This is a genomic window from Nocardia sp. NPDC004123, assembly GCF_053603795.1.
Map to the genome: position 1 here is coordinate 25,361 of NZ_JBSGGG010000019.1, position 19,189 is coordinate 44,549.

Annotated in this window: 18 protein-coding genes; 5 read left to right on the top strand and 13 right to left on the bottom strand. The window is 68.0% G+C overall.

What is annotated here, in order from left to right; all coding sequences use genetic code 11:
• Nucleotides 1–21: 21 nt before the first annotated feature.
• The 8 genes from ACWEQQ_RS27010 to uraD all read right to left on the bottom strand — a co-directional run bounded on the left by ACWEQQ_RS27010 (nucleotide 22) and on the right by uraD (nucleotide 8,589).
• Entirely contained in the window at nucleotides 22–1,137 is a 1,116-nt protein-coding gene (locus ACWEQQ_RS27010; RefSeq protein ID WP_452343079.1) for an XdhC family protein, read from the bottom strand.
• A gap of 2 nt (nucleotides 1,138–1,139) precedes the next feature.
• Nucleotides 1,140–2,576, bottom strand: coding sequence for an NCS2 family permease (locus tag ACWEQQ_RS27015; protein ID WP_379390497.1), 1,437 nt, complete (start codon nucleotides 2,574–2,576; stop codon nucleotides 1,140–1,142).
• A 134-nt stretch (nucleotides 2,577–2,710) separates the two neighbouring features.
• Entirely contained in the window at nucleotides 2,711–5,044 is a 2,334-nt protein-coding gene (locus tag ACWEQQ_RS27020) for a xanthine dehydrogenase family protein molybdopterin-binding subunit (RefSeq protein ID WP_452343080.1), read from the bottom strand.
• The gene (locus tag ACWEQQ_RS27025; RefSeq protein ID WP_452350199.1) at nucleotides 5,041–6,393 is read right to left on the bottom strand and encodes an 8-oxoguanine deaminase; all 1,353 of its coding nucleotides are present in this window, start codon (nucleotides 6,391–6,393) and stop codon (nucleotides 5,041–5,043) included. The genes ACWEQQ_RS27020 and ACWEQQ_RS27025 overlap by 4 nt, the downstream gene beginning before the upstream one ends.
• Nucleotides 6,390–6,863 carry a (2Fe-2S)-binding protein gene (locus tag ACWEQQ_RS27030; RefSeq protein ID WP_452350200.1) on the bottom strand — a complete coding sequence of 158 codons (474 nt, stop codon included), beginning with the start codon at nucleotides 6,861–6,863 and terminating at the stop codon, nucleotides 6,390–6,392. The genes ACWEQQ_RS27025 and ACWEQQ_RS27030 overlap by 4 nt, the downstream gene beginning before the upstream one ends.
• Complete coding sequence (locus tag ACWEQQ_RS27035; protein WP_452350201.1) at nucleotides 6,863–7,735, bottom strand: FAD binding domain-containing protein; 873 nt, start codon at nucleotides 7,733–7,735, stop codon at nucleotides 6,863–6,865. The genes ACWEQQ_RS27030 and ACWEQQ_RS27035 overlap by 1 nt, the downstream gene beginning before the upstream one ends.
• A gap of 42 nt (nucleotides 7,736–7,777) precedes the next feature.
• On the bottom strand, nucleotides 7,778–8,077 hold the full coding sequence (uraH, locus tag ACWEQQ_RS27040; RefSeq protein ID WP_452350202.1) for a hydroxyisourate hydrolase: 300 nt from the start codon (nucleotides 8,075–8,077) through the stop codon (nucleotides 7,778–7,780).
• On the bottom strand, nucleotides 8,074–8,589 hold the full coding sequence (uraD, locus tag ACWEQQ_RS27045; RefSeq protein ID WP_452343084.1) for a 2-oxo-4-hydroxy-4-carboxy-5-ureidoimidazoline decarboxylase: 516 nt from the start codon (nucleotides 8,587–8,589) through the stop codon (nucleotides 8,074–8,076). Before uraD ends, uraH begins: the two co-directional genes overlap by 4 nt.
• 164 nt (nucleotides 8,590–8,753) lie before the next feature.
• Here uraD and ACWEQQ_RS27050 point away from each other — a divergent pair, with 164 nt between their 5' ends.
• A complete protein-coding gene (locus ACWEQQ_RS27050; protein WP_379401939.1) occupies nucleotides 8,754–10,262 on the top strand; it encodes a PucR family transcriptional regulator in 1,509 nt (502 codons plus the stop codon).
• A 133-nt stretch (nucleotides 10,263–10,395) separates the two neighbouring features.
• On the opposite strand, the gene ACWEQQ_RS27055 is transcribed toward ACWEQQ_RS27050, so the two are convergent.
• The 3 genes from ACWEQQ_RS27055 to ACWEQQ_RS27065 all read right to left on the bottom strand — a co-directional run bounded on the left by ACWEQQ_RS27055 (nucleotide 10,396) and on the right by ACWEQQ_RS27065 (nucleotide 12,925).
• The gene (locus tag ACWEQQ_RS27055) at nucleotides 10,396–10,800 is read right to left on the bottom strand and encodes a 4Fe-4S dicluster domain-containing protein (RefSeq protein ID WP_452350203.1); all 405 of its coding nucleotides are present in this window, start codon (nucleotides 10,798–10,800) and stop codon (nucleotides 10,396–10,398) included.
• Nucleotides 10,749–12,344 (bottom strand): FAD-dependent oxidoreductase, encoded by a 1,596-nt coding sequence (locus ACWEQQ_RS27060; protein ID WP_452350204.1) that lies wholly within the window; start codon nucleotides 12,342–12,344, stop codon nucleotides 10,749–10,751. The genes ACWEQQ_RS27055 and ACWEQQ_RS27060 overlap by 52 nt, the downstream gene beginning before the upstream one ends.
• 149 nt (nucleotides 12,345–12,493) lie before the next feature.
• Nucleotides 12,494–12,925, bottom strand: a complete 432-nt coding sequence (locus ACWEQQ_RS27065) for a MarR family winged helix-turn-helix transcriptional regulator (protein ID WP_452350205.1) — start codon at nucleotides 12,923–12,925, stop codon at nucleotides 12,494–12,496.
• A gap of 90 nt (nucleotides 12,926–13,015) precedes the next feature.
• On the opposite strand from ACWEQQ_RS27065, the gene ACWEQQ_RS27070 reads away from it, so the two are divergent.
• Nucleotides 13,016–14,575: an MFS transporter gene (locus ACWEQQ_RS27070; protein WP_452350206.1), complete on the top strand. Its 1,560-nt coding sequence runs from the start codon at nucleotides 13,016–13,018 to the stop codon at nucleotides 14,573–14,575.
• A gap of 307 nt (nucleotides 14,576–14,882) precedes the next feature.
• On the opposite strand, the gene ACWEQQ_RS27075 is transcribed toward ACWEQQ_RS27070, so the two are convergent.
• Entirely contained in the window at nucleotides 14,883–15,341 is a 459-nt protein-coding gene (locus ACWEQQ_RS27075; RefSeq protein ID WP_452350207.1) for a MarR family winged helix-turn-helix transcriptional regulator, read from the bottom strand.
• A gap of 152 nt (nucleotides 15,342–15,493) precedes the next feature.
• On the opposite strand from ACWEQQ_RS27075, the gene ACWEQQ_RS27080 reads away from it, so the two are divergent.
• From ACWEQQ_RS27080 to ACWEQQ_RS27090, 3 genes are all read left to right on the top strand, one after another.
• Nucleotides 15,494–16,141 (top strand): nitroreductase family protein, encoded by a 648-nt coding sequence (locus ACWEQQ_RS27080; protein ID WP_452350208.1) that lies wholly within the window; start codon nucleotides 15,494–15,496, stop codon nucleotides 16,139–16,141.
• A 152-nt stretch (nucleotides 16,142–16,293) separates the two neighbouring features.
• Nucleotides 16,294–17,283 carry an AurF N-oxygenase family protein gene (locus ACWEQQ_RS27085; RefSeq protein ID WP_452350209.1) on the top strand — a complete coding sequence of 330 codons (990 nt, stop codon included), beginning with the start codon at nucleotides 16,294–16,296 and terminating at the stop codon, nucleotides 17,281–17,283.
• Nucleotides 17,284–17,526: 243 nt separating this feature from the next.
• Nucleotides 17,527–18,216, top strand: coding sequence for a class I SAM-dependent methyltransferase (locus ACWEQQ_RS27090; protein WP_452350210.1), 690 nt, complete (start codon nucleotides 17,527–17,529; stop codon nucleotides 18,214–18,216).
• Between the two features lie 185 nt (nucleotides 18,217–18,401).
• Here ACWEQQ_RS27090 and ACWEQQ_RS27095 read toward each other — a convergent pair whose 3' ends face one another.
• A complete protein-coding gene (locus ACWEQQ_RS27095) occupies nucleotides 18,402–19,007 on the bottom strand; it encodes a sensor histidine kinase (RefSeq protein WP_452350211.1) in 606 nt (201 codons plus the stop codon).
• Between the last annotated feature and the right edge of the window lie 182 nt (nucleotides 19,008–19,189).

Genomic DNA, 19,189 nt, shown 5'->3' on the forward strand with positions numbered 1-19,189 from the left:
TCCCTTTTCGGTCGACAGCGGTCAGGCGGTGAGCCGGAGGGCGTCCGGCGAGTCCGGGACGGTCACCTCCGGCACCGCGATCGCATCGCGATGGATCGGTCCGCCGTAGGTGCCCAGAGGCATTCCGGTGCCCCCACGGCGGACCGCCACGATCTCGGCGGCGATGGAGACGGCTGTCTCCTCCGGAGTCCGCCCGCCGAGATCGAGTCCGATGGGCGACTTCAGCCGCGCCAGTTCGGCATTCGTCATCCCGACCGCACGAAGCCGCTGGAGACGGTCCTCGTGCGTCCGCCGGGATCCCATCGCACCCACGAACGCCACCGGCAGTCGAAGCGCCACCTCCAGTAGCGGCACGTCGAATTTGGCGTCGTGAGTGAGCACACACAGCACGGTCCGGGCATCCACCTGGGTCCGCGCCAAATACTTGTTCGGCCATTCCACGACCACCTCGTCCGCGTCGGGGAAGCGGGCGCGGGTGGCGAAGACCTCCCGGGCATCGCAGACGGTGACGTGATAGCCGAGGAACTTGCCGATTCTGGCGACCGCGGCCGCGAAGTCGATCGCCCCGAAGACGATCATCCGCGGCGGCGGCACATGGGATTCCACGAAAACCGTGACCTCCGCGTCACCGCACCCGACGGTGCGCACCGCGGTCGTGCCGGCGTCGAGCATGGCCTGGGCTTCGGCCACCACCCGTTCGTCGAATTCGGCTCCGGAGGTCCACCAGGTGCCCAGCGCCATGACGGCGCCGCTGTCGAGGTCGCGGACCATGGCCACGGCCTCCCCCTCAGCTCGCAGGACCTTCTCCACCGCATCGCGATTGGACTCGGTCACCGACTGGACGAACACCTGAATCGTTCCGCCACAGGTCAATCCGACCGCGAAAGCGTCGGTATCGCTGTAGCCGAAGGTCTCCCGGAGCGGTTCTCCCGTTCGCAGCGACTCGCGGCACAACTCGTAAACCGCACCCTCGACACAGCCGCCGGAAATGCTCCCGATGACGGTGCCGTCGGCATCCACGGCCAGGGCCGCGCCGATCGGACGGGGCGCGGAGCCGCCGATCCCGATGATGGAGGCCACGGCGTAATCCTTGCCCGCCGCATGCCATTCCAAGAGTTGTGCCGCGATGTCGCGCATGACTAGCCTCCCAGGGCCAATTCGATGCCGTTGATACCGAAGTAGGCGACGAAGACGACGCTCACCACGGCCACCAGCCAATGGATTTCGCGGTACTTTCCGCGAGCGAGCTTGATCACCGTGTAGGCGATCAGACCCGCACCGACACCGTTCGTGATCGAGTAGGTGAACGGCATGAGCACGATCGTGATGAAGGCCGGCACGGCGACCTCGAGATCGTTCCAGTCGATCTTGCGGGCCTGCGTCATCATGAGCGCGCCGACCAGCACCAGGGCGGGAGCGGCGGCCTGAATCGGCACCACGGCCGCGATCGGGGTGAAGAAGATGGCGGCACAGAACAATCCGCCGGAGATGACGCTGGCCAGACCGGTACGGGCGCCCTCACCGACACCCGTCGCGGACTCGACGTACACCGTGGATCCCGCGCCGCCGGACAGGCCGCCGACGATCTGGGCGACACCGTCGGTGGTGAGGATCTTGCCCATGCCGGGCACCTGACCCTTCTCGTCCACCAGGCCCGCCTCGTCACAGACGCCGAAAACCGTTCCCATGGCGTCGAAGAAGCCGGTCAGCACCAGCGTGAACAGCACCACCGTGGCGGTGACCGCACCCGCGGTGGCGAAGCCGCCGAACAGGTCGATGTGACCGATCAGACCGAAATCCGGCGAAGCGAACAGCGATTTCGGCTTCTCGGGGACGACGGTGCCCCACGCCTTGGGGTCGATGGTCGCCATGGCGTTGACGATGATCGCCAGCACGGTCGAGATGGCGATGCTGATCAGGATCGCGCCCGGCACCTTGCGGATGAACAGGGCGAGCATCAGCAACAGGCCGACCGCGAAGATCACCGTGGGCCAACCGGCCAGATGTCCTTCGACTCCCAGTGTTACCGGTGGCCCGCCGGGCGCACCGTGTCCCACCACGCCGGAGGAGACCAGGCCGATCATGGCGATGAACATGCCGATGCCGACGCCGATGGCATTCTTCATGGCCAGCGGAATGGCATTGATGATCATCGTCCGCAGGCCGGTGGCGGCCAGGATGACGATGACGATGCCCATCAGCACCACCAGGCCCATGGCCTGCGGCCAGGTCATATGGGGTGCGGCCTGATAGGCGACGACGGGGACCAGACCGAGGCCGGCGGCCAATGCGAGGGGCACATTGCCGACCACGCCCATGAGGACGGTGGTCAGGCCGGCGGAGAAGGCGGTCGTGGTGGTCAGCTGAGCGATACTGAGCTTGTCCCCGTGCGCGTCGGTGACGCCGCCGAGAATTAGCGGAACCAGCAATATGACATACGCCATAGCGACGAATGTGGTGATGCCGCCACGGATTTCACGCGATATGGTGGTCTTGCGCTCCGATAGCCTGAAGAACTTTTCGAGCGCAGAACCCCGCGTTTCCGGGGTGGTGATCGGTGACTGAGTCTGGGTCATGGCTGCCCTCCTATGGGCGTAGCCGACCAGCGGCCCGGGGTGCTGGGGTATCCCGGGCCGCGGATTCGGTGATGCTTGTTGTGGGGTCCCTATCGCGCTCCACCATGTCGAGCAGCGCGATCTGCCCCTGTTAATCAACTGTTCCGGATGATGTCTTCCGGACGCACGGGCACGCGGTTGATGTTGCCGGTGCCGCCCCGCTTGCGGCAGGCATCGCGAATCGCTGCGGCGATCGCAGGCGTGGAGGAGAGAGTGGGCGGTTCACCCGCGCCGCGCAGGCCGTAGGGGGCGTGCGGGTCCGGGTTCTCCAGGATCTCCAGCTTCTGCGGGGGTGTATCGAGAATGGTGGGAATCAGATAGTCCGTGAAGGACGGGTTCCGCACCTTGCCGTTGGTGACCTGAATTTCCTCCATAACCGCCAGACCCAGGCCCTGAATGGAGCCGCCGTGGATCTGGCCTTCCAGCGAAAGCCGGTTCATGATCTTGCCGACGTCCTGAACGGCGTCCAGGGCAACGACTTTGACCAGTCCGAGTTCGGTGTCGACGTCCACCACTGCCCGGTGCACGCAGACCGCGAGCTGGGTGTGGCTGGAGCCCTGACCGGTCACCTTGTCCATACCGGTGGTCGGCTGATGGTGGTATTCACGGGTCAGATCGATGACGTCGTCGCCGAGCACATCCTCGATGGCCGCGACCACTTCACCGTTGTTCTTGACGACCTTGCCGCCCTCGAGCCGCATGAAGCCGTGCACGTCGAACTTCTTGCGCGCCAGCACGAACAGCTCGTCGGCCACCGCGCGGCAGGCGGTCATCACCGCGCCGCCGGTCATGTACGACTGACGCGACGCGGACGAGGAACCCGAGCTGCCGACATTGTTGTCGGAGGGGTGGCTGACCACCCGCTCGATGGCGAGCTCGGTGCGCGCGATCTGCGCCTCGAGGGTGATCAGACCCTGGCCGACCTCCGCGCCGGCGGTGTGCACCAGCGCGACCGGCTCGCCGCCGATCACCTCCAGGCGCACCCGGGCGGTCGAGTAGTCGTCGAAACCCTCGGAGAAGCAGATGTTCTTGATGCCGACGCCGTAGCCGACGCCGCGGTACACGCCCTCGCCGTGGGTGGTCTGCGACGCACCGCCGGGCAGGTTGCGAATGTCGGAGGTGTCCACGGACTCCGGCAGTTCCATGTCGCGCAGGCTGTCGAGCATCTCCTTCAGCGGGGTCGGCGCGTGCACGACCTGGCCGGTGGCGAGCGTGGAGCCCTGCGAGACGGCATTGACCTGACGGACCGTGACCGGATCCATGTCGAGGGCCTCGGCGAGCTTGTCCATCATGGACTCGTGCGCGAAACACGCCTGCACGACACCGAATCCGCGCATGGCGCCGCAGACCGGGTTGTTGGTGTAGACACCGTAGGCGTCGATCTCCAGGTGCGGGACCTCGTAGGGGCCCAGCGCCAGCGAGGCGGCATTGCCGATCACGTTCTGAGTGGCCGAGGTGTACGCGCCGCCGTCGAGAACGATGAGAACCTTGGCGTAGGTGATCTTTCCGGTCGCGGTGGCGCCGAATTCGTAGCGCATCTTCGCCGGGTGGCGATGCACGTGCCCGAAGAACGACTCCTCGCGGTTGTACATCATCTTGATCGGCTTGCCGGTGCGCATGGCCAGCATGCCGGCGTGGATCTGCATGGACAGGTCCTCGCGGCCGCCGAACGCGCCGCCGACGCCGGACATGGTCATGCGGATCTGGTCCTCGTCCAGACCCAGGCACGGGCCGATCTGGGTGAGGTCCCAGTGCAGCCACTGCGTCGCGACATAGAAATCGAGCGAGCCGTCCTCGTTCGGGATGACCATGCCGGACTCCGGGCCCAGGAAGGCCTGGTCCTGCATGCCGACCTCGAACTCCTCGGAGACCACGACGGTGGCGAGGGCCTTGCCGATCTCGATGTCGCCGGAGCGCACCGGCTGGTAGCGGGCGATGCCGCCGCGCGACTGCACGGCCAGCCCGACCGGGTCCTCGACGACGGCCATCGGGTCCGTGATCGGTTCCAGCACTTCGTATTCCACCTCGATGGCGGCGACGGCGCGCCGGGCGATCTCGGGGTGGTCGGCGGCGACCAGCGCGATGGCCTCGCCGTGATGGCGCACCTCGTCGAAGGCCAGTACCGGCTGGTCCCAGGTGTGGTCGAGGCCGTAGACCTTGCGGCCCGGCACGTCCTCGTGGGTGAGCACGGCGTGCACGCCGGTCATGGCGAGGGCCTTGCTGGTGTCGACGCTGACGAGTTTGGCGCGGGCGTGCGGGCTGCGCAGGGTCGCGCCCCACAGCATGCCGTCCATCCACAGGTCCGAGGAGTAGGCGAATTCGCCCTTCACCTTGAGGGTGCCGTCCGGGCGGAGCGGGCTCTCGCCGATCCCGCCCTTGCCCGGGACCGCCACATCCGTGGGGAACCGAGTGGTGCGTGTGATGGTCATCGGTTCTCCTGCTTCATGATTCGCTTGCGCGCGGCGACGCCGGCCTGGCCGACCGCGTCGTGCGGCATGGTCTTCAGCTCGTCGTTCTCCACGACGGTGTTGCCGCCCACCAGCAGGCGCGCCAGCGGCGGCTGCGGGCCGAACACCAGCGAGCACACCGGGTCCTCGATGGCGGCACGGAAGCCGTCCACCTTCCAGACCGCGATATCGGCGAGCTTGCCGACCTCGAGGGAACCGATCTCGTTCTGGCGGCCCAGATTCCGGGCGCCGCCCAGGGTGCCGACCTCGAGGGCCTGCCGCGCGGTCATGGCGCGGGGGCCGTGCACGGCGCGCTGGAACAGCATGGCCTGCCGCATTTCCCCGGCCATGGAGGTCAGCTCGGAGGAGGCCGCGCCGTCCACGCCGAGACCGACGGGCGCACCGGCGGCGAGCAGATCCATCACTCGCGCGATGCCCGCGCCCAGCCGGGCATTGGAGGTCGGGCAGTGCGCGGAACCGGTGCCGGTCTTCGCGAACGCCGCGATGTCCTTGTCGTGCAGGTGCACCGCGTGGGCGAACCACACGTCGTCGCCGAGCCAGCCCAGCTTCTCCATGTATTCGACCGGGGTGCAACCCATCTGCTCGATGCAGTGCTCTTCCTCGTCGAGGGTCTCGGCGAGGTGGGTGTGCAGGCGCACGCCGTGCTGGCGGGCCAGCGCGGCCGAATCGACCATCAGGCCCTCGGACACCGAGAACGGCGAGCAGGGGGCGACGGCCACGCGCAGCATGGAGTCGAAGGACGGGTCGTGGTATGTGCGGATGATCTCCTCGGTGTTGAGGAGGATCTCTTCGCGGTTCTCGACCACCTCGTCCGGCGGCAGGCCACCGTGCGACTGACCGCGGTCCATGGACCCGCGGCACGGGTGGAAGCGGATGCCCAGCTCGCGAGCGGCACGCACCTCGGCCTCGAACAGATCGCCACGGCCCTTGGGGAACACGTAGTGGTGATCGGTGGAGGTGGTGGTGCCGGTCAGCGCGAGCCAGCCCAGACCCGCCGACGCCGCGCCGTAGACGATCTCGGCGTCCATGGTGGCCCACAGGCGGTACAGCCCGGTCAGCCACTCGAACAGGGTGGCGTCCTGGAACAGGCCCTGGGTGGCCCACTGGTAGAGGTGGTGGTGGGTATTCACCAGGCCCGGGGTCACCAGGCAGCCGGTGCCGGAGAGGCGTTCAGCACCCACCACCATCGGCGCAGGTCCTGCACCGAGAGCTTCGATCCGGCCGTCGTCGCCGACGACCAGATAGCCGTTCGGGATCTCCGCACCGACAACCGGTGCGATATAGGCATTGTCAATGACGACTTTGCTCATTTGGCGGCAGCCTTCCGCTCGGCCGCCAGGCGAACGGCATCCAGAATCTTCTCGTAACCCGTACAGCGGCACAGGTTTCCGGCGAGCGCCTCACGGATCTCGACGTCCGACGGGTTCGGCACCCGGTCGATCAGGTCGTGCGCCTGCACGATCAGACCCGGTGTGCAGAAACCACACTGGACCGCGCCGGCCTCCATGAAGGCCTGCTGCATGGGGTCCAGCTTGTCGCCGTCGGCCAGGCCCTCGACGGTGCGGACCGAGCGGCCCTCCACCTGACCGGCGGCCACCAGGCACGAGCAGACCGGGGTGCCGTCCAGATAGACGGTGCAGGAACCACATTCGCCCTGCTCGCAGGCGTTCTTGGAGCCGGGGAGGCCGACCCGCTCACGCAGCAGGTACAGCAGGCTCTCGCCTTCCCAGACGTCGTCGGCGGTTTCCTGGGATCCGTTGACGGTGAAGTTGATACGCATCAGGCCGCCCTCCTCTCCGCGGTGTAGTCGTTCCACGCCCAGCCGAGGGTCCGGCGGGCCATCACCGACAGCGCGTGCCGGCGGTAGTCGGCGGTGCCGCGCACATCGTCGATGGGCTTGGCCGCGGCGCCGACCAGACGGCCGAACTCGCGGGCCAGCTCGTCGTTCAGCGCGCCGCCGTTGTCCCAGTCCAGGTTGGCGGCCAGGAAGTCCTGCGCCTCCACCGGACGGATCGGGGTCGGACCGGCCGAGCCGATGCCCGCGCCGACGGTCCGCGAATCCGCGTGCAGCGCAACGGAGAACGAGCACACCGCGATCACCATGGCGTTGCGGGTGCCGACCTTCGAGAAGTACTGGGGGCCGCTGGCGGGCTTCAGCCACACGGCGCGAATCAGCTCGTCCGGCTCGAGCGCGTTCTTCTTGACCCAGACGTAGAAGTCGTCGATGTCGATCATGCGGGTGCCGCGGGCGGCCGACTCGACCTCGACCGCGGCATTGCCGGCCAGCAGGGCCGGGTGGGCGTCACCGGCGGGCGAGGCGCCGCCCAGATTGCCGCCGACGGTGCCGCGATTGCGGATCTGCGGAGAACCCACAGTGCGCGACGCCTGGGCCAGACCGGGCAGGCGGTCCTGATACCGGTTGATGATCTTCACGAACGGGACGCCGGAGCCCAGCCGGATCCGGCCGTCCTCCTGCTCGTCGACGGTGAAGACCTCACGGCACGGGTTCAGGTCCAGAATGGCGGCCGGACGGTGCCGGTCGAAGTTCAGCTCGACCATCACGTCGGTGCCGCCCTGAATCGGAACCGCCTCGGGGCGTTCCGCTTTCAGCTGGAGCGCTTCGGCCCAGCTTCCCGGTTGTAGGAAATCCATTGCAATCCTCTAGATATCGGTTCGACGCAGGTACGACAGCACTCAGCTGCCCCGGTACGTAGAGAAGGAGTAGGGGCTCAACAGCAGGGGTACGTGGTAGTGCTCATCCGGATCGGTGACCAGGAAATCGATGGTCACCGTGGGATAGAACGGGCTGACACCGGAGGTGTCGAAGATCAGGCGGTGCGCACCGGCGCCCGGGGCGGGCAGATCCTTGATCCGGCCGTCGTCATCGGTGTGGCGCTCGGCGAGGATCTCCCCCGCCGCGCTCTCCAGCCGCACCGCCATGCCCGCGGCCGGGCGTCCGGTCGCGGCATTGAGCACGTGGGTGGACAGACTCATTCGTCCTCCAGGAGTTTCCGGATCCGCAGGCCGGTGATGTCGGCGAGCTCGCGGCGGACCGTCAGCTGCTCATCGGCGACCGAGTTGCCGAGACGGCGCTGGAGCTCCGAGAGCATCTCGGTGGCGCTGCGCCCGGCGGCCCGGATCAGGAAGACATGGCCGAAGTGTTCCTCGTAGGTCACGTTCCAGGAGGCCAGGTCGGCCTTCACCTGATCGTCGGCGGCGGAGGCTCCGGACTGTTCGTCGGCGGACCACTGCGCCTCACGCTCGGACTGGTGGGCGGCGGCCGTGCGCTCCCCGATCCGGGGGTGCGCCGACAGCGCCTCCTCGACATCGGTCCAACTCAGCTCGGTGACCCCGGTCACCGCCGCGGCGATCAGACTCGACTCGTCCGCGTACGGTCTGTTCGCCACCATCTTGCGTGCCCAGGTCCGCGACGCATTGCAGGTCAGCAGGTGCGTCTCGGCCTCTTCCAGGGGCAGCGAACCGAGCCATTCCAGGCGACTCGACATCCGACCTCCATCCGTCTTCGGCGTGTGTCAACCACTTAACCCGGCGGGCGGTCATGCTCGAAAGGACGAGACCTCCGAACCTGTGGCCTGCTTCACAGGGGCGCGTTCGTAGTTACATCCAAGTTCGGTAACCGGGCCGTCACCGACTGTTAGCCTCGGGCATCATGCGGTTACGTTCCCTGCTCACCATGCACGATCTGGGCTTGCGGCTCGTCACCGGAGAGGACGAGCTGGACCGCTTCGTACGCTGGGTGGTAACCACCGACATGCTCGATCCCGGTCGATACCTCTCCGGCGGCGAATTCGTCCTGACCGGACTGCAATGGCGGCATTCCCCCGAGGACAGCGAGACCTTCGTGAGCGCGCTCGCCCGCGCCCGGGTGGCCGCGCTCGCCGCGGGTGACGCGCTGTACGGCGGAGCGCCCGACGATCTCGTCGCGGCTTGCAAGAAACACCGAATCCCGCTGTTCCGGGTCGAGGAGCAGATCGCCTTCGCCACCGTCACCGAGCAGATCAACCGGAAACTGTCGTCCGGACGGGCCGCCGACCTCAGCGCGATCCTGGACCGGCACCGGCAACTGGTGTCCGGCGGCGGGCTGGATTCGGTGCTCGACCTGGTGCATCGCACGCTGGGCACCCGCTGCTGGGTGGTGTCGGCCCTCGGCCGCGTGGTGGCCGGGCCGACCCGGGACCTGCCCGAACAGGTGCGGTCGGCGTTCCTGGGCGCGCGGCGGCTGCCGCATGTGCTTTCCCACAATCAGGTGCGGTACTCGCTGTTCGCGGTGGACGCCGACGGAACCTCACGCATCGCGGACTGGTTCCTGGTGTTCGAGAGCGACTACAAGGACTGGCCCGAGGAGCGGCGGGCCCTCATCGGGGAACTGGCCGCGGTGGTGTCCCTCGAACGAGCCCGGCAGGACGATCGGCACAGCGCCGAGGGGCGGCTGGCCCAGGAACTGATCGAGCTGATCATGTCCGACGCCAAATCCGCCGACATCATCTCCCGGCTGGAGTTGACCGGGCTGGGACTGTCCGACCGCTACCTCGCGGTCGCCGCGACCGCGGACTCCGGGGCCGTGCGGCCCGGTGAGTTGCGCGCCGTATTGCGCGAAATCCTTTACGGCAGAAGCCCTGCCGTCGGTGTTGTCGACGGCGAGGTCATCCTGCTGGTCGCCCTCGGCGACGACAAGGCCCTCGACGATCGCATCCACCGGGCCATCGAAGCCCTCGAACCCGGATTGCAACTGAGCCGGCTCTCGGTCGGCATCAGCGGCGCGGTCGACGGCGAGGGGCTGCGCGGCGCGGTCGAGGAGGCCCGCTACGCCCGGCGCATGGCCGCCGAACGGCAGCAGCCCACCAGCGTGGTCCGTCACGACGAACTCGCCACCCACATGCTGCTGCTGGCCAGCGTCCCCGACGAGGTCCGGCGCATGTTCCGGGTGCGACTGCTGGATCCGCTGCGGGTCTACGACCAGGACAATCGCGCCGATCTGGTGCACACCCTGGAGACCTTCCTGGAGGTGTCGGGCTCCTGGACCAAGTGCGCGGATCTGCTGCACCTGCACGTGAATACGCTGCGCTACCGCATTCAGCGCATCGAGGAACTCACCAACCGCGACCTGTCCCGGCTCGAAGACCGCGTCGACTTCTTCCTCGCCCTCGCCCTGCGGTGAGCGTATGCCCGGATCGACGGGCGCGATCGCCAATCACTGTGCCGGACAACGTAATCGACACACCAGCTCGGCGGGTATGTCTCGGCCGGAGACAGGAGCGGGCAGCAGCGCGTCGAGTATGCGCGGCGGCCACTCATCGAACCAGTCGACCGGGCTCGATCAGCCGCGGTGGCAGAGCGCCGTGCGGCAGGGCCGGGCCGATCGCGACGAGACTGCCCGGCGCGCGGCCCTTCCCCCAGCCGAGTTGCTCGCGGTAGCGACCGATGTGGGATTCGGGGATCGCGCTGCGGTCCACGAGCGGCGCTGCCTCGGGTGAGACGTAGAGGGCGTCGGCCGGGCAGTACGCCTCGCACATGAAGCAGGTCTGGCAGTCGGATTGCCGTGCGATGAGCGGTATTCCGCTGTCGGTGCGGTCGAAGACATCGGTCGGGCAGACGTCGACGCACTTGTCGCAGGCGATGCAGTCGTCGGCGCGGACCAGTTCGATCACGACGCCACCGCCGAGGTGAGTCCGGTGGCCGCGGCGGTCGAGGTCCATACCCGGTCCAGGCCGCCGGACAGGATGTGGTGGTGCTGCGCCGGATCCAGGTCCGGGTGGTCGGCACGCTTGCTCATGCCGCGAGTTTCCTTGCGCGCCAGCGTGGATCGGTACATCAGCCGGCCGACCGCGGTGATGGCGGCGGCCTGCCTGGCCCGGATCCGCTCGGCACCGGTTCCGCCGCCGAGCCCGCGCGCGGCCCGCTCCCAGAGCTCGTCCAGTTCGGCCAGGGCGGGGCGGATGCGGTCACCATGACGCAGATAGTTCTTCTCGAACGGGATGAGTTCGCGCTGCGCGGCCGACACGACCTCGTCGGCGGGCACCGATTCCGTTGTCTCCGGCCGCAATCCGACCCGCCCGGCTCCCTGGACAGCGGAGGGATCGACGCGCCCCGATCGCCGGGCGAAGGCCGCCGCGCCCCGGCCCGCCCAGCTTCCGGAGGACATGGCCCACGCCGAGTTGTGGCTGCCGCCGCCGGTGAATCCACCGCAGATTCGTTCCCGGGTCGCGGCGTCGCCCGCCGCGTAGAGACCGGGAACCGTTGTCGCGCAGTCGTCGTCGACGATATCGATGCCCCCGGTTCCGCGCACCGTGCCCTCGGCGAGCAGATCCACCTCGAAGCGGTCGGTGAACGGATCGATCCCGCGCCGGTCGAACTGGAGGAAGAAGTTGGGCTGGCCCAGCCGCATCCGCGCCTGCACCTCGGCGTCGGCGCGGTCCAGCTGCGCGAACACGGGCTCCGACAACAGGGTTCGCGCGATGACCGACCGGCCCTTCGCGGAGCCGGCACCCTCCAGCACCCGGCCGTCCGCGTGGAAGAAGGTGGCGTAGCCGTAGTAGGCGGTCTTGGTGATGGTCGAGCCCTTGGGCACGATGGCATAGGCGTTGGAGAACTCCATGCCCGAGAAGCGCGCGCCGGCCTCGGCCGCCATGAGCGCGCCGTCACCGGTGTCGACATTGGTGCCCAGCGCCCGCGACAGGAAGGCGCATCCGCCCGTGGCCAGCACCACCGCACCGGCGGTGATCCGGTAGTCCTCCTCGGCCTGCCGCCGATAGCCGGCCGCCCCGCGCACCACCCCCTCGGCATCGACGAGGAGTTCCAGCGCGGGTGAATGGTCGAGGATCCGCACGCCGAGCCGTTTCACCCAGGCTCGCATCCTGCGCATGTACTCGGGCCCCTGCACACCGGTGCGCACCGGCTCGCCGGTGCCGGGATCCACCGGGAACGGGTACCGGCCCTCGACGGCCAGCCGGTTCATGTTCGCGTAGGTCTGGTCGAGGACCCGGTCCATCCAATAGTGGTCGGCCAGGTGCCCGCCCAGCGCCTCCCGGGCGGCCTTGGCATTGGCGCGGGCTGCGGCCTCGGGCGCGACGTACCAGACGCCGGTGCCGGAAGGCGCTGTGGCGCCGCTGGTCCCGCAGTAGCCCTTGTCCACCAGCACCACCTCCGCGCCCGCTTCCCGGGCGTGCACCGCCGCCCAGCACGCGGCGGGCCCGCCGCCGACCACCAGCACATCGGTACTGATCTGCCATGGTTCGCTCATCGGTACGTTCCTCCCGGGAGAGTTGGTGTCCGGAACGGTAAGGCGGCCGGTCGTACTCACCGAAGGGTTCGAATCAGGACGATCCTTTGACGGCGGAATTTTCCATATCGTGGAAATCCGCTTGCTTCTCGCGGCCGGATCGGCGCGGGTCAGCGGCAGGCTTCGGCCATGCCGCTGAGCCATTCCCGGACCGCGGTGCGCTGCGCGGGGGTGAATCCGGCTTCCAGTTCGGCTTCGCGGCGGCCGACGGCGGCGTGGGCCTCGGTGTAGATGGCGCGGCCCGCGTCGGTCACGTAGATCTGGTGGGTCCGGCGGTCGGTGGGGTGCGGGCGGCGCTCGATCAGGCCCGCCTTCTCCAAGCCGCCGAGCATCTCGTTCGCGGCCTGCCGGGTGCTGCCGACATCGCGGGCGATATCGGTGACCGACTTCCCGGGCTGCTTCTGCGTCATCATCAGCGTCGCGTACTGCGAGGTCGTGAGGCCGAAATCCTTGAGTTCCTCACCGATGGCCGAACGCATGCTCAACCACACCGTGCGGACCATGAAGGTCAGGGATCCATCCTGCGATCCGGAACAGCTCACCGCGACAACCCTTTCCAAAGATTGACAGGTTCCTGACAATCTTGCACACTGGCGATCGTCAGGTTCCTACCAATCTTATCGAAGGCATCCATGACCGTGCCCGCGACGCTGCCGAAATCCCGGCAGCGGCTCATCCTCGCCGTTCTCCTGCTGTCCTCCCTGCTGATCTGGCTGGACAACACCATCCTCGCCACCGCGCTCGAGACCCTCGCCGATCCGGTGCGCGGGCTGGGCGCGAATCCCACTCAGCTGCAATGGGCCTCAGGGTCCTACACGCTCGTGTTCGCCGCGCTCATGTTCACCGCCGGGGCGCTCGGCGACCGCTACGGGCACCGGACCGTGCTCGTCACCGGATTGATCGTCTTCGCAGCCGCCTCGGTCTGGGCGGCCTACGCCGGTGATCCCGCCGGGCTCATCGCCGCCCGTGCGGTCATGGGCGTGGGCAGCGCGCTCATCATGCCCGCCACCATGGCGACGGTGACCTGGACGTTCACCGGTCCGGCGCGGGCGTCGGCCATCGGGCTGTTCTCGACCTCCGCCGGGGTCGGACTGGCGGCCGGGCCGCTGCTGGCCGGGGTGCTGCTCGACCACTTCTGGTGGGGCTCGGTGTTTCTCGTGAACGTGCCCGTCGTCGCGGTCGCACTGATCGGGATCGCGGTACTGGTCCCGAATTTCCGCAGCCCGACGCCGCGACCGCTGGACCTCGGCGGACTGGCGCTGTCGGTGAGCGGATTGGCGGCCCTCGCCTACGGGCTCATCCGGGCGGGCCAGGTCGCCGCGTGGACGCCGGTGCAGGTGTGGGCGCCCATCGCCGCCGGGCTGGCCCTGCTGGCCGCGTTCGTGGTGGTCGAATTGCGTTCCGAACAGCCGAGTTTCGATCCACGTCTGCTGGCGCAGCGGGTCTTCGGCGGCGGCAACGCGGCCCTGGGCCTGCTGTTCCTGGCCATGACCGCGGCCGGCTTCTACGGCGCGTTCTACCTCCAGGGCGCCCGCGGCTTCCCACCGCTCGCCGCGGGTCTGATCAACTCCCCCGCCGCCGTCGGCGTCATCATCGGCGGTCCGCTCGGCGTCCGCCTGGTCCGTCGTTTCTCCCTGCGCGCGGTGACCGCGACCGCCCTCACCGTCGGCGCGCTCTGCATGGGCAGCGCGGTCTTCTTCGGATTGCACACGCCCATCATCTGGAACGTGGCACTGGCTGCAGCACAGGGCTTTTCGATCGGCATGGTGATCGGTTCGGTCACCAGCGCCCTGATGAGCACGCTCCCCCTCGACCGCGCCGGCGCGGGATCGGCCGTCACCAATACCGTCCGGCAAACCGGCAGTGTCCTGGGTATCGCGCTCGGCGGCACCATCATGGCCATCACCTACCGGACCGGCATCCAGGGCGCGCTCACCGGCCTGCCCGACGCCGCCCGCGAACCCGCCCAGGTATCGGCCGAACAGGCGCGCCATGTGGCCGCCGCCATCAACCGACCCGACCTGTCCCACGCCGCCGACGACGCCTTCATCCACGCCATGCACGTCGGCGGTGTCTGGACCATGATCTTCGCGCTCGCGGGAGCCGCTGTCCTGGCCTTCACCCTGCGACCTCGCCACACCCCGGCCACCGCGGAGCCGGAGCCGACCCTCGCTGTCGCCGGTCAGAACTGAGCCGACCGGCCCGCTCTCACCGAGCGCCACGCCACGCGTCCTGTGCCACCCGACGGCGGTGCAGGGCGCTGCGGTCGTCATCCCGACCCCGATGGGCCTGCATCAGTTTCGAGTGCACGCGCCGTGCTTGCTGCAACGATTTCCGGATCGACATGGCCGGCTTCCTTCCCGTTCCGATGGCACGGTGTTTGCGCCACCTACCTCGTAAGACGGTCCGGGACAGGGAAACTCAGCGCCTCGGGCAACCCGGTTCAACGGATTTCCCTCCACGCGCGAATCACGCATGCGCGCAGCGGTGGAACGTTTGCTACTCGGATGCCCCTCCGGTAGCGAGGAGCTTCCCGAGCAAGGTCGTCAGCTGGACCCGCTCCTCGGGAGTGAGCGCGGCGAAGGCGCCGGCCAGGAAGCCCGGGATCGCGGCCTCGGCGGTCCGCAATCGGTCTCGTCCGGCCGCGGTGATGGTGACCGCGTACGAGCGCCGGTCCTTCGGGTTGCGTTCCCGGCGGATGTAGCCCGATCGCTCCAGGTCGTCACAGACGGTCACCATGACGCTGCGATCGATGCGGAGTTCGGCGGCCAGCGTCTGCTGCGCGCAGTCGCCGACCGCGTCCAGCATCTTCAGCACCAGATGCTGTCCGACCCCCAGTTCCGTTGCGGCGGCATGGGCTTCACCGGCCTTGGCCACCGCGGCGGAGGCGCGGCAGAGGGCGATATCGGGGCGTTCGGCGGCGAGAGCCGGGAAGTAGGACGGTCTGGCGGCAGGCATGGTCTCCTCGTTCGATCGCGGCCAGCTTACCAAAACCATCTGTGCGCAGATCGTTTGACAGCAGATGATTGCCGCGCCTACGGTCCAATCGTCTGGGCGCAGATGATTTTCGCGCAGACGATCTCGGAACCCGTTGGGCCACAGGAGCTGCCATGACGCTTGACCTCTCTCCCGATGAACTGCTGTCGACCACCCGGGCCGTGCGTCGCCGCCTGGACTTCGACCGGCCGGTGCCGCGCGACCTCATCGAGGAGTGCGTCGATCTCGCCACCCAGGCGCCCACCGGGCGCAACCGCCAGCGCTGGCATTTCCTGGTCGTCACCGAGGCCGCGCAGCGCAGGGAGGTGGCCGAGATCTTCCGGCGGGCGCTCGCGCTGAGCGAGACCGCGCCACTGTCGCGGGACGACCTCGCGCGCATGCACGTCCGGCCGGGCAGCATGGCACGGGTATTCGACGGCGTGCGCCATCTGGCCGACAACATTCACCGCGTGCCCGCGTTCGTGATCCCCGCCGTCGAGGGCCGCACCGACGCCGCCTCGGTCCAGATCCAGTCCGGCACCTGGGGATCGATCCTTCCCGCGGTCTGGAGCTTCATGCTCGCCGCCCGCGCCCGCGGTCTCGGGACCGTGTGGACCACGGCCCAGGCTCCACTCGAGCGCGAACTGTCGGCAATCCTGGGCGTGCCCTACGACGAGGTCATGCTGGCCGCGTTCCTGCCACTGGCCTTCACGCTCGGCACCGAGTTCAAGCCCGCGGTCCGTGTCCCCCGCGACCGGGTCCTGCACTGGCAGCACTGGTGACGGGCGGGGCACCGGGCGAATCCTGGAACACGCGGGCATTCCGGGGTTGTCTGTAACCCTAATTAGCACTTACCTTGGAGTGTGTTGCACCGCACAGGAGCGGCCTCGGCTTCGGCTCCCGGGCGGCGCGGCACAGAGACGAGGAGGCAATGATGGCTCTGACGACGATGTCGGGCTCCGTTCCGGCGGCACGAGACTACGCGGATGTGCTGCACACCCTGTCGGAGGGATCGGTGTACCGCCGATTCGATCCGTATCTCGATATCGCCTGGGACTCACCCGAATTCGCGATCGACCCCCAGGACCCGCGCTGGGTGCTGCAACCGGACATCGATCCGCTCGGCGCGACGCAGTGGTATCAGAACCTGCCCCTGGAACGGCAGATCGAGATCGGGCGGTGGCGGATCGCCAATGCCATCAAGGTCGGCGCGGCCTTCGAGAGCATCCTGATCCGCGGCATGATGCAGTACATCATGAAGCTGCCCAACGGGTCGCCGGAGTTCCGCTACTGCCTCCACGAGATGACCGAGGAGTGCAACCACATCCAGATGTTCCAGGAGCTGGTCAACCGGATCGGCGCGGACGTCCCGGGGATGCGGCCCATCTTCCGGAGGCTGTCACCGTTCATCGGCGTGGCCGGCGGTTATGCCTGGCCGATTCTGTTCATCGGCATTCTCGGCGGCGAGGAACCGATCGACCACTATCAGAAGGCGGTCATCCGCAATGGCGCGAAGCTGCCGCCCGCGGTGGTGCGCTGCATGGAGATCCATATCGCCGAGGAAGCCCGGCACATCTCCTTTGCCAATGAGTTCCTGAAAGAGCATGTGCCGGGTTTCAATCCGCTGCATCGCAATGTCTGCGGTATCGCGTTCCCGCTCGCCATGCGGTGGCTGGCCGGTGAGATCATGGCTCCCCCACCGGAATTCGCCCGCACCTTCGACATCCCCCGCGAGGTCATCAAGGAAGCCTTCTGGCGCTCCCCCACCGCGTCGAAAATCCTCTCCGGATACTTCGGTGACATGCGCTCCCTCGCCGGCGACCTGGGCCTGATGAACCCGGTCACCAAGCGACTGTGGAAGCTCCTGCACATCGACGGCGACCAATCCCGCTACCGCAGCGAGCCCGAACGCCGGGCCGCCTGACCCCACGGATACCCAAGTCCGACGACCCATCCGGACCTACAGGCCGGCCAGGGACCGTCGTGCGATCAACGCCCCTCGCGGCGGCACCCGGGCGCTCGAGTGCCGCCGCGGAACAGCCTGCGCGACGCGTGCAACCAACACCGGTATGGGCAGGACTTGCCCGGAATCTCGAACTACCCGCCTGTCGTAGCATCGAGACAGCACCACCCCTGTCTGATAGCCCTGACCGATTCGGAGGGAATCATGACCACACCGAACGAATTCACGTTCGAAGGCGCCTACAAGGGCGAAGCCGGCCTGTTCTCGGATGCCAAGCCCCCCTGGAGTCTGGGCGAGCCGCAGCCGGAACTCAAAGCGCTCATCGAGCTGGGCAAGTTCCACGGCGACGTGCTCGACGTGGGGTGCGGCGAGGCAGCGATCTCGCTGTATCTGGCCGAACACGGCTACACGACGGTGGGGTTGGATTCGGCCCCCACCGCCATCGACCTGGCCCGTGCCGAGGCGGCCCGGCGCGGGCTGACCACCGCTTCGTACGAGGTCGCCGACATCACCTCCTTCACCGGGTACGACGGCCGTTTCGGCACCATCGTCGACAGCACACTGTTCCATTCGATTCCGGTGGACCAGCGCGACGGATACCAGCAATCGATCGTCCGCGCCGCCGCCCCGGCAGCGTCCTACTTCGTGCTCGTGTTCGACCGCAAAGCCCTCCCGACCCCGACCGCAGGGTTCGGCCCCAATCCCGTCACCGAAGACGAACTGCGCGAGGTGGTCTCGAAATACTGGGTGATCGACGACATCCGCCCGGCACGCATCCACGGCAACAATCTTCCGAGAGACAATCGGACACCGATCTGGTTCGAGGATGTCCGTGACGAGCCGGACGGCCGTAGCTCGGTACCAGCCTGGTTACTGCAGGCCCACCTGGGCTGACCGAACGCCACCGGGTCGAACACCATCTGGCGGAGCAAGATCAGCCTCGGTTGGCCGGGCCACGAGGCGGACCCTGATGCTAGCGAATCTCACTGTAGGAAGCGCCTTCTCCGCGAGATCGTGCGTAGATTCCCGCGCGGCATGTCCGAGAGACCGTGCGCGCGTGACCATCAACAGCCTCCTTGCTACGCCGGCATCGAGATGTGCAGCGCTGTCCCGGATTCGGGCCGGCTGACGATCTCCAGATGGCCGCCCAGAGTCTCGACGCGGTCGATCAGGCCCATGAGCCCCGACCCCTCGCGGGGGTCGGCTCCGCCCCTCCCGTCATCACGGACCAGCAGACAAAGGTTCGCATCGTCCGTTTCCGCGTGCACGTTCACGATCGACGCCTGGGCATGCTTCGTAGTATTGGTCAGCGCCTCAGCCACCACGTAATACGCGCCGACCTCTACGGGTTCGGGCAGACGGCGCTCGATGACAAGGTCGAGGTAGACAGGGACCGAACAGCGGCGAGCCAGCGTCTTCAACGCCGGAACCAGCCCGCCTCTCGACAGGGTCGCAGGATGAATCCCACGCGAAATCTCTTGCCCGGCGCGTCGCTCGGAGCTGTCGTAGGCAGGAGGCGGAGTCTGACGGGAGCGCTGGGCGGCGAGGGCCTCGCGGCGCTGGTCCCACGCCTCGGCGATGTGGTTGGCGGTTTTGCCCATGCTGGCCGCCTCACCGGTGGCGGTTTCGACGACGGCGTGGACCTTGTTGAGCAGCGGCTCTGACAGCGGTGCCGACCAGTGCACGCGGGTGCCGGGCCCGTGGGGGCCTGGCAGCGGTGGCGGGGCCGAGTTCGCAGTGTCCGCCGGCGGTTTCGGCGCGGTGGGCGAGGTTGAGCGGCGGTAGTGGATGAACCGTTTCCCCGCCGATACCCGGAGCCTCGCGACTGGTGGCCAGGATCCGCAGGTGTGGGCACGCTCGTATGAAC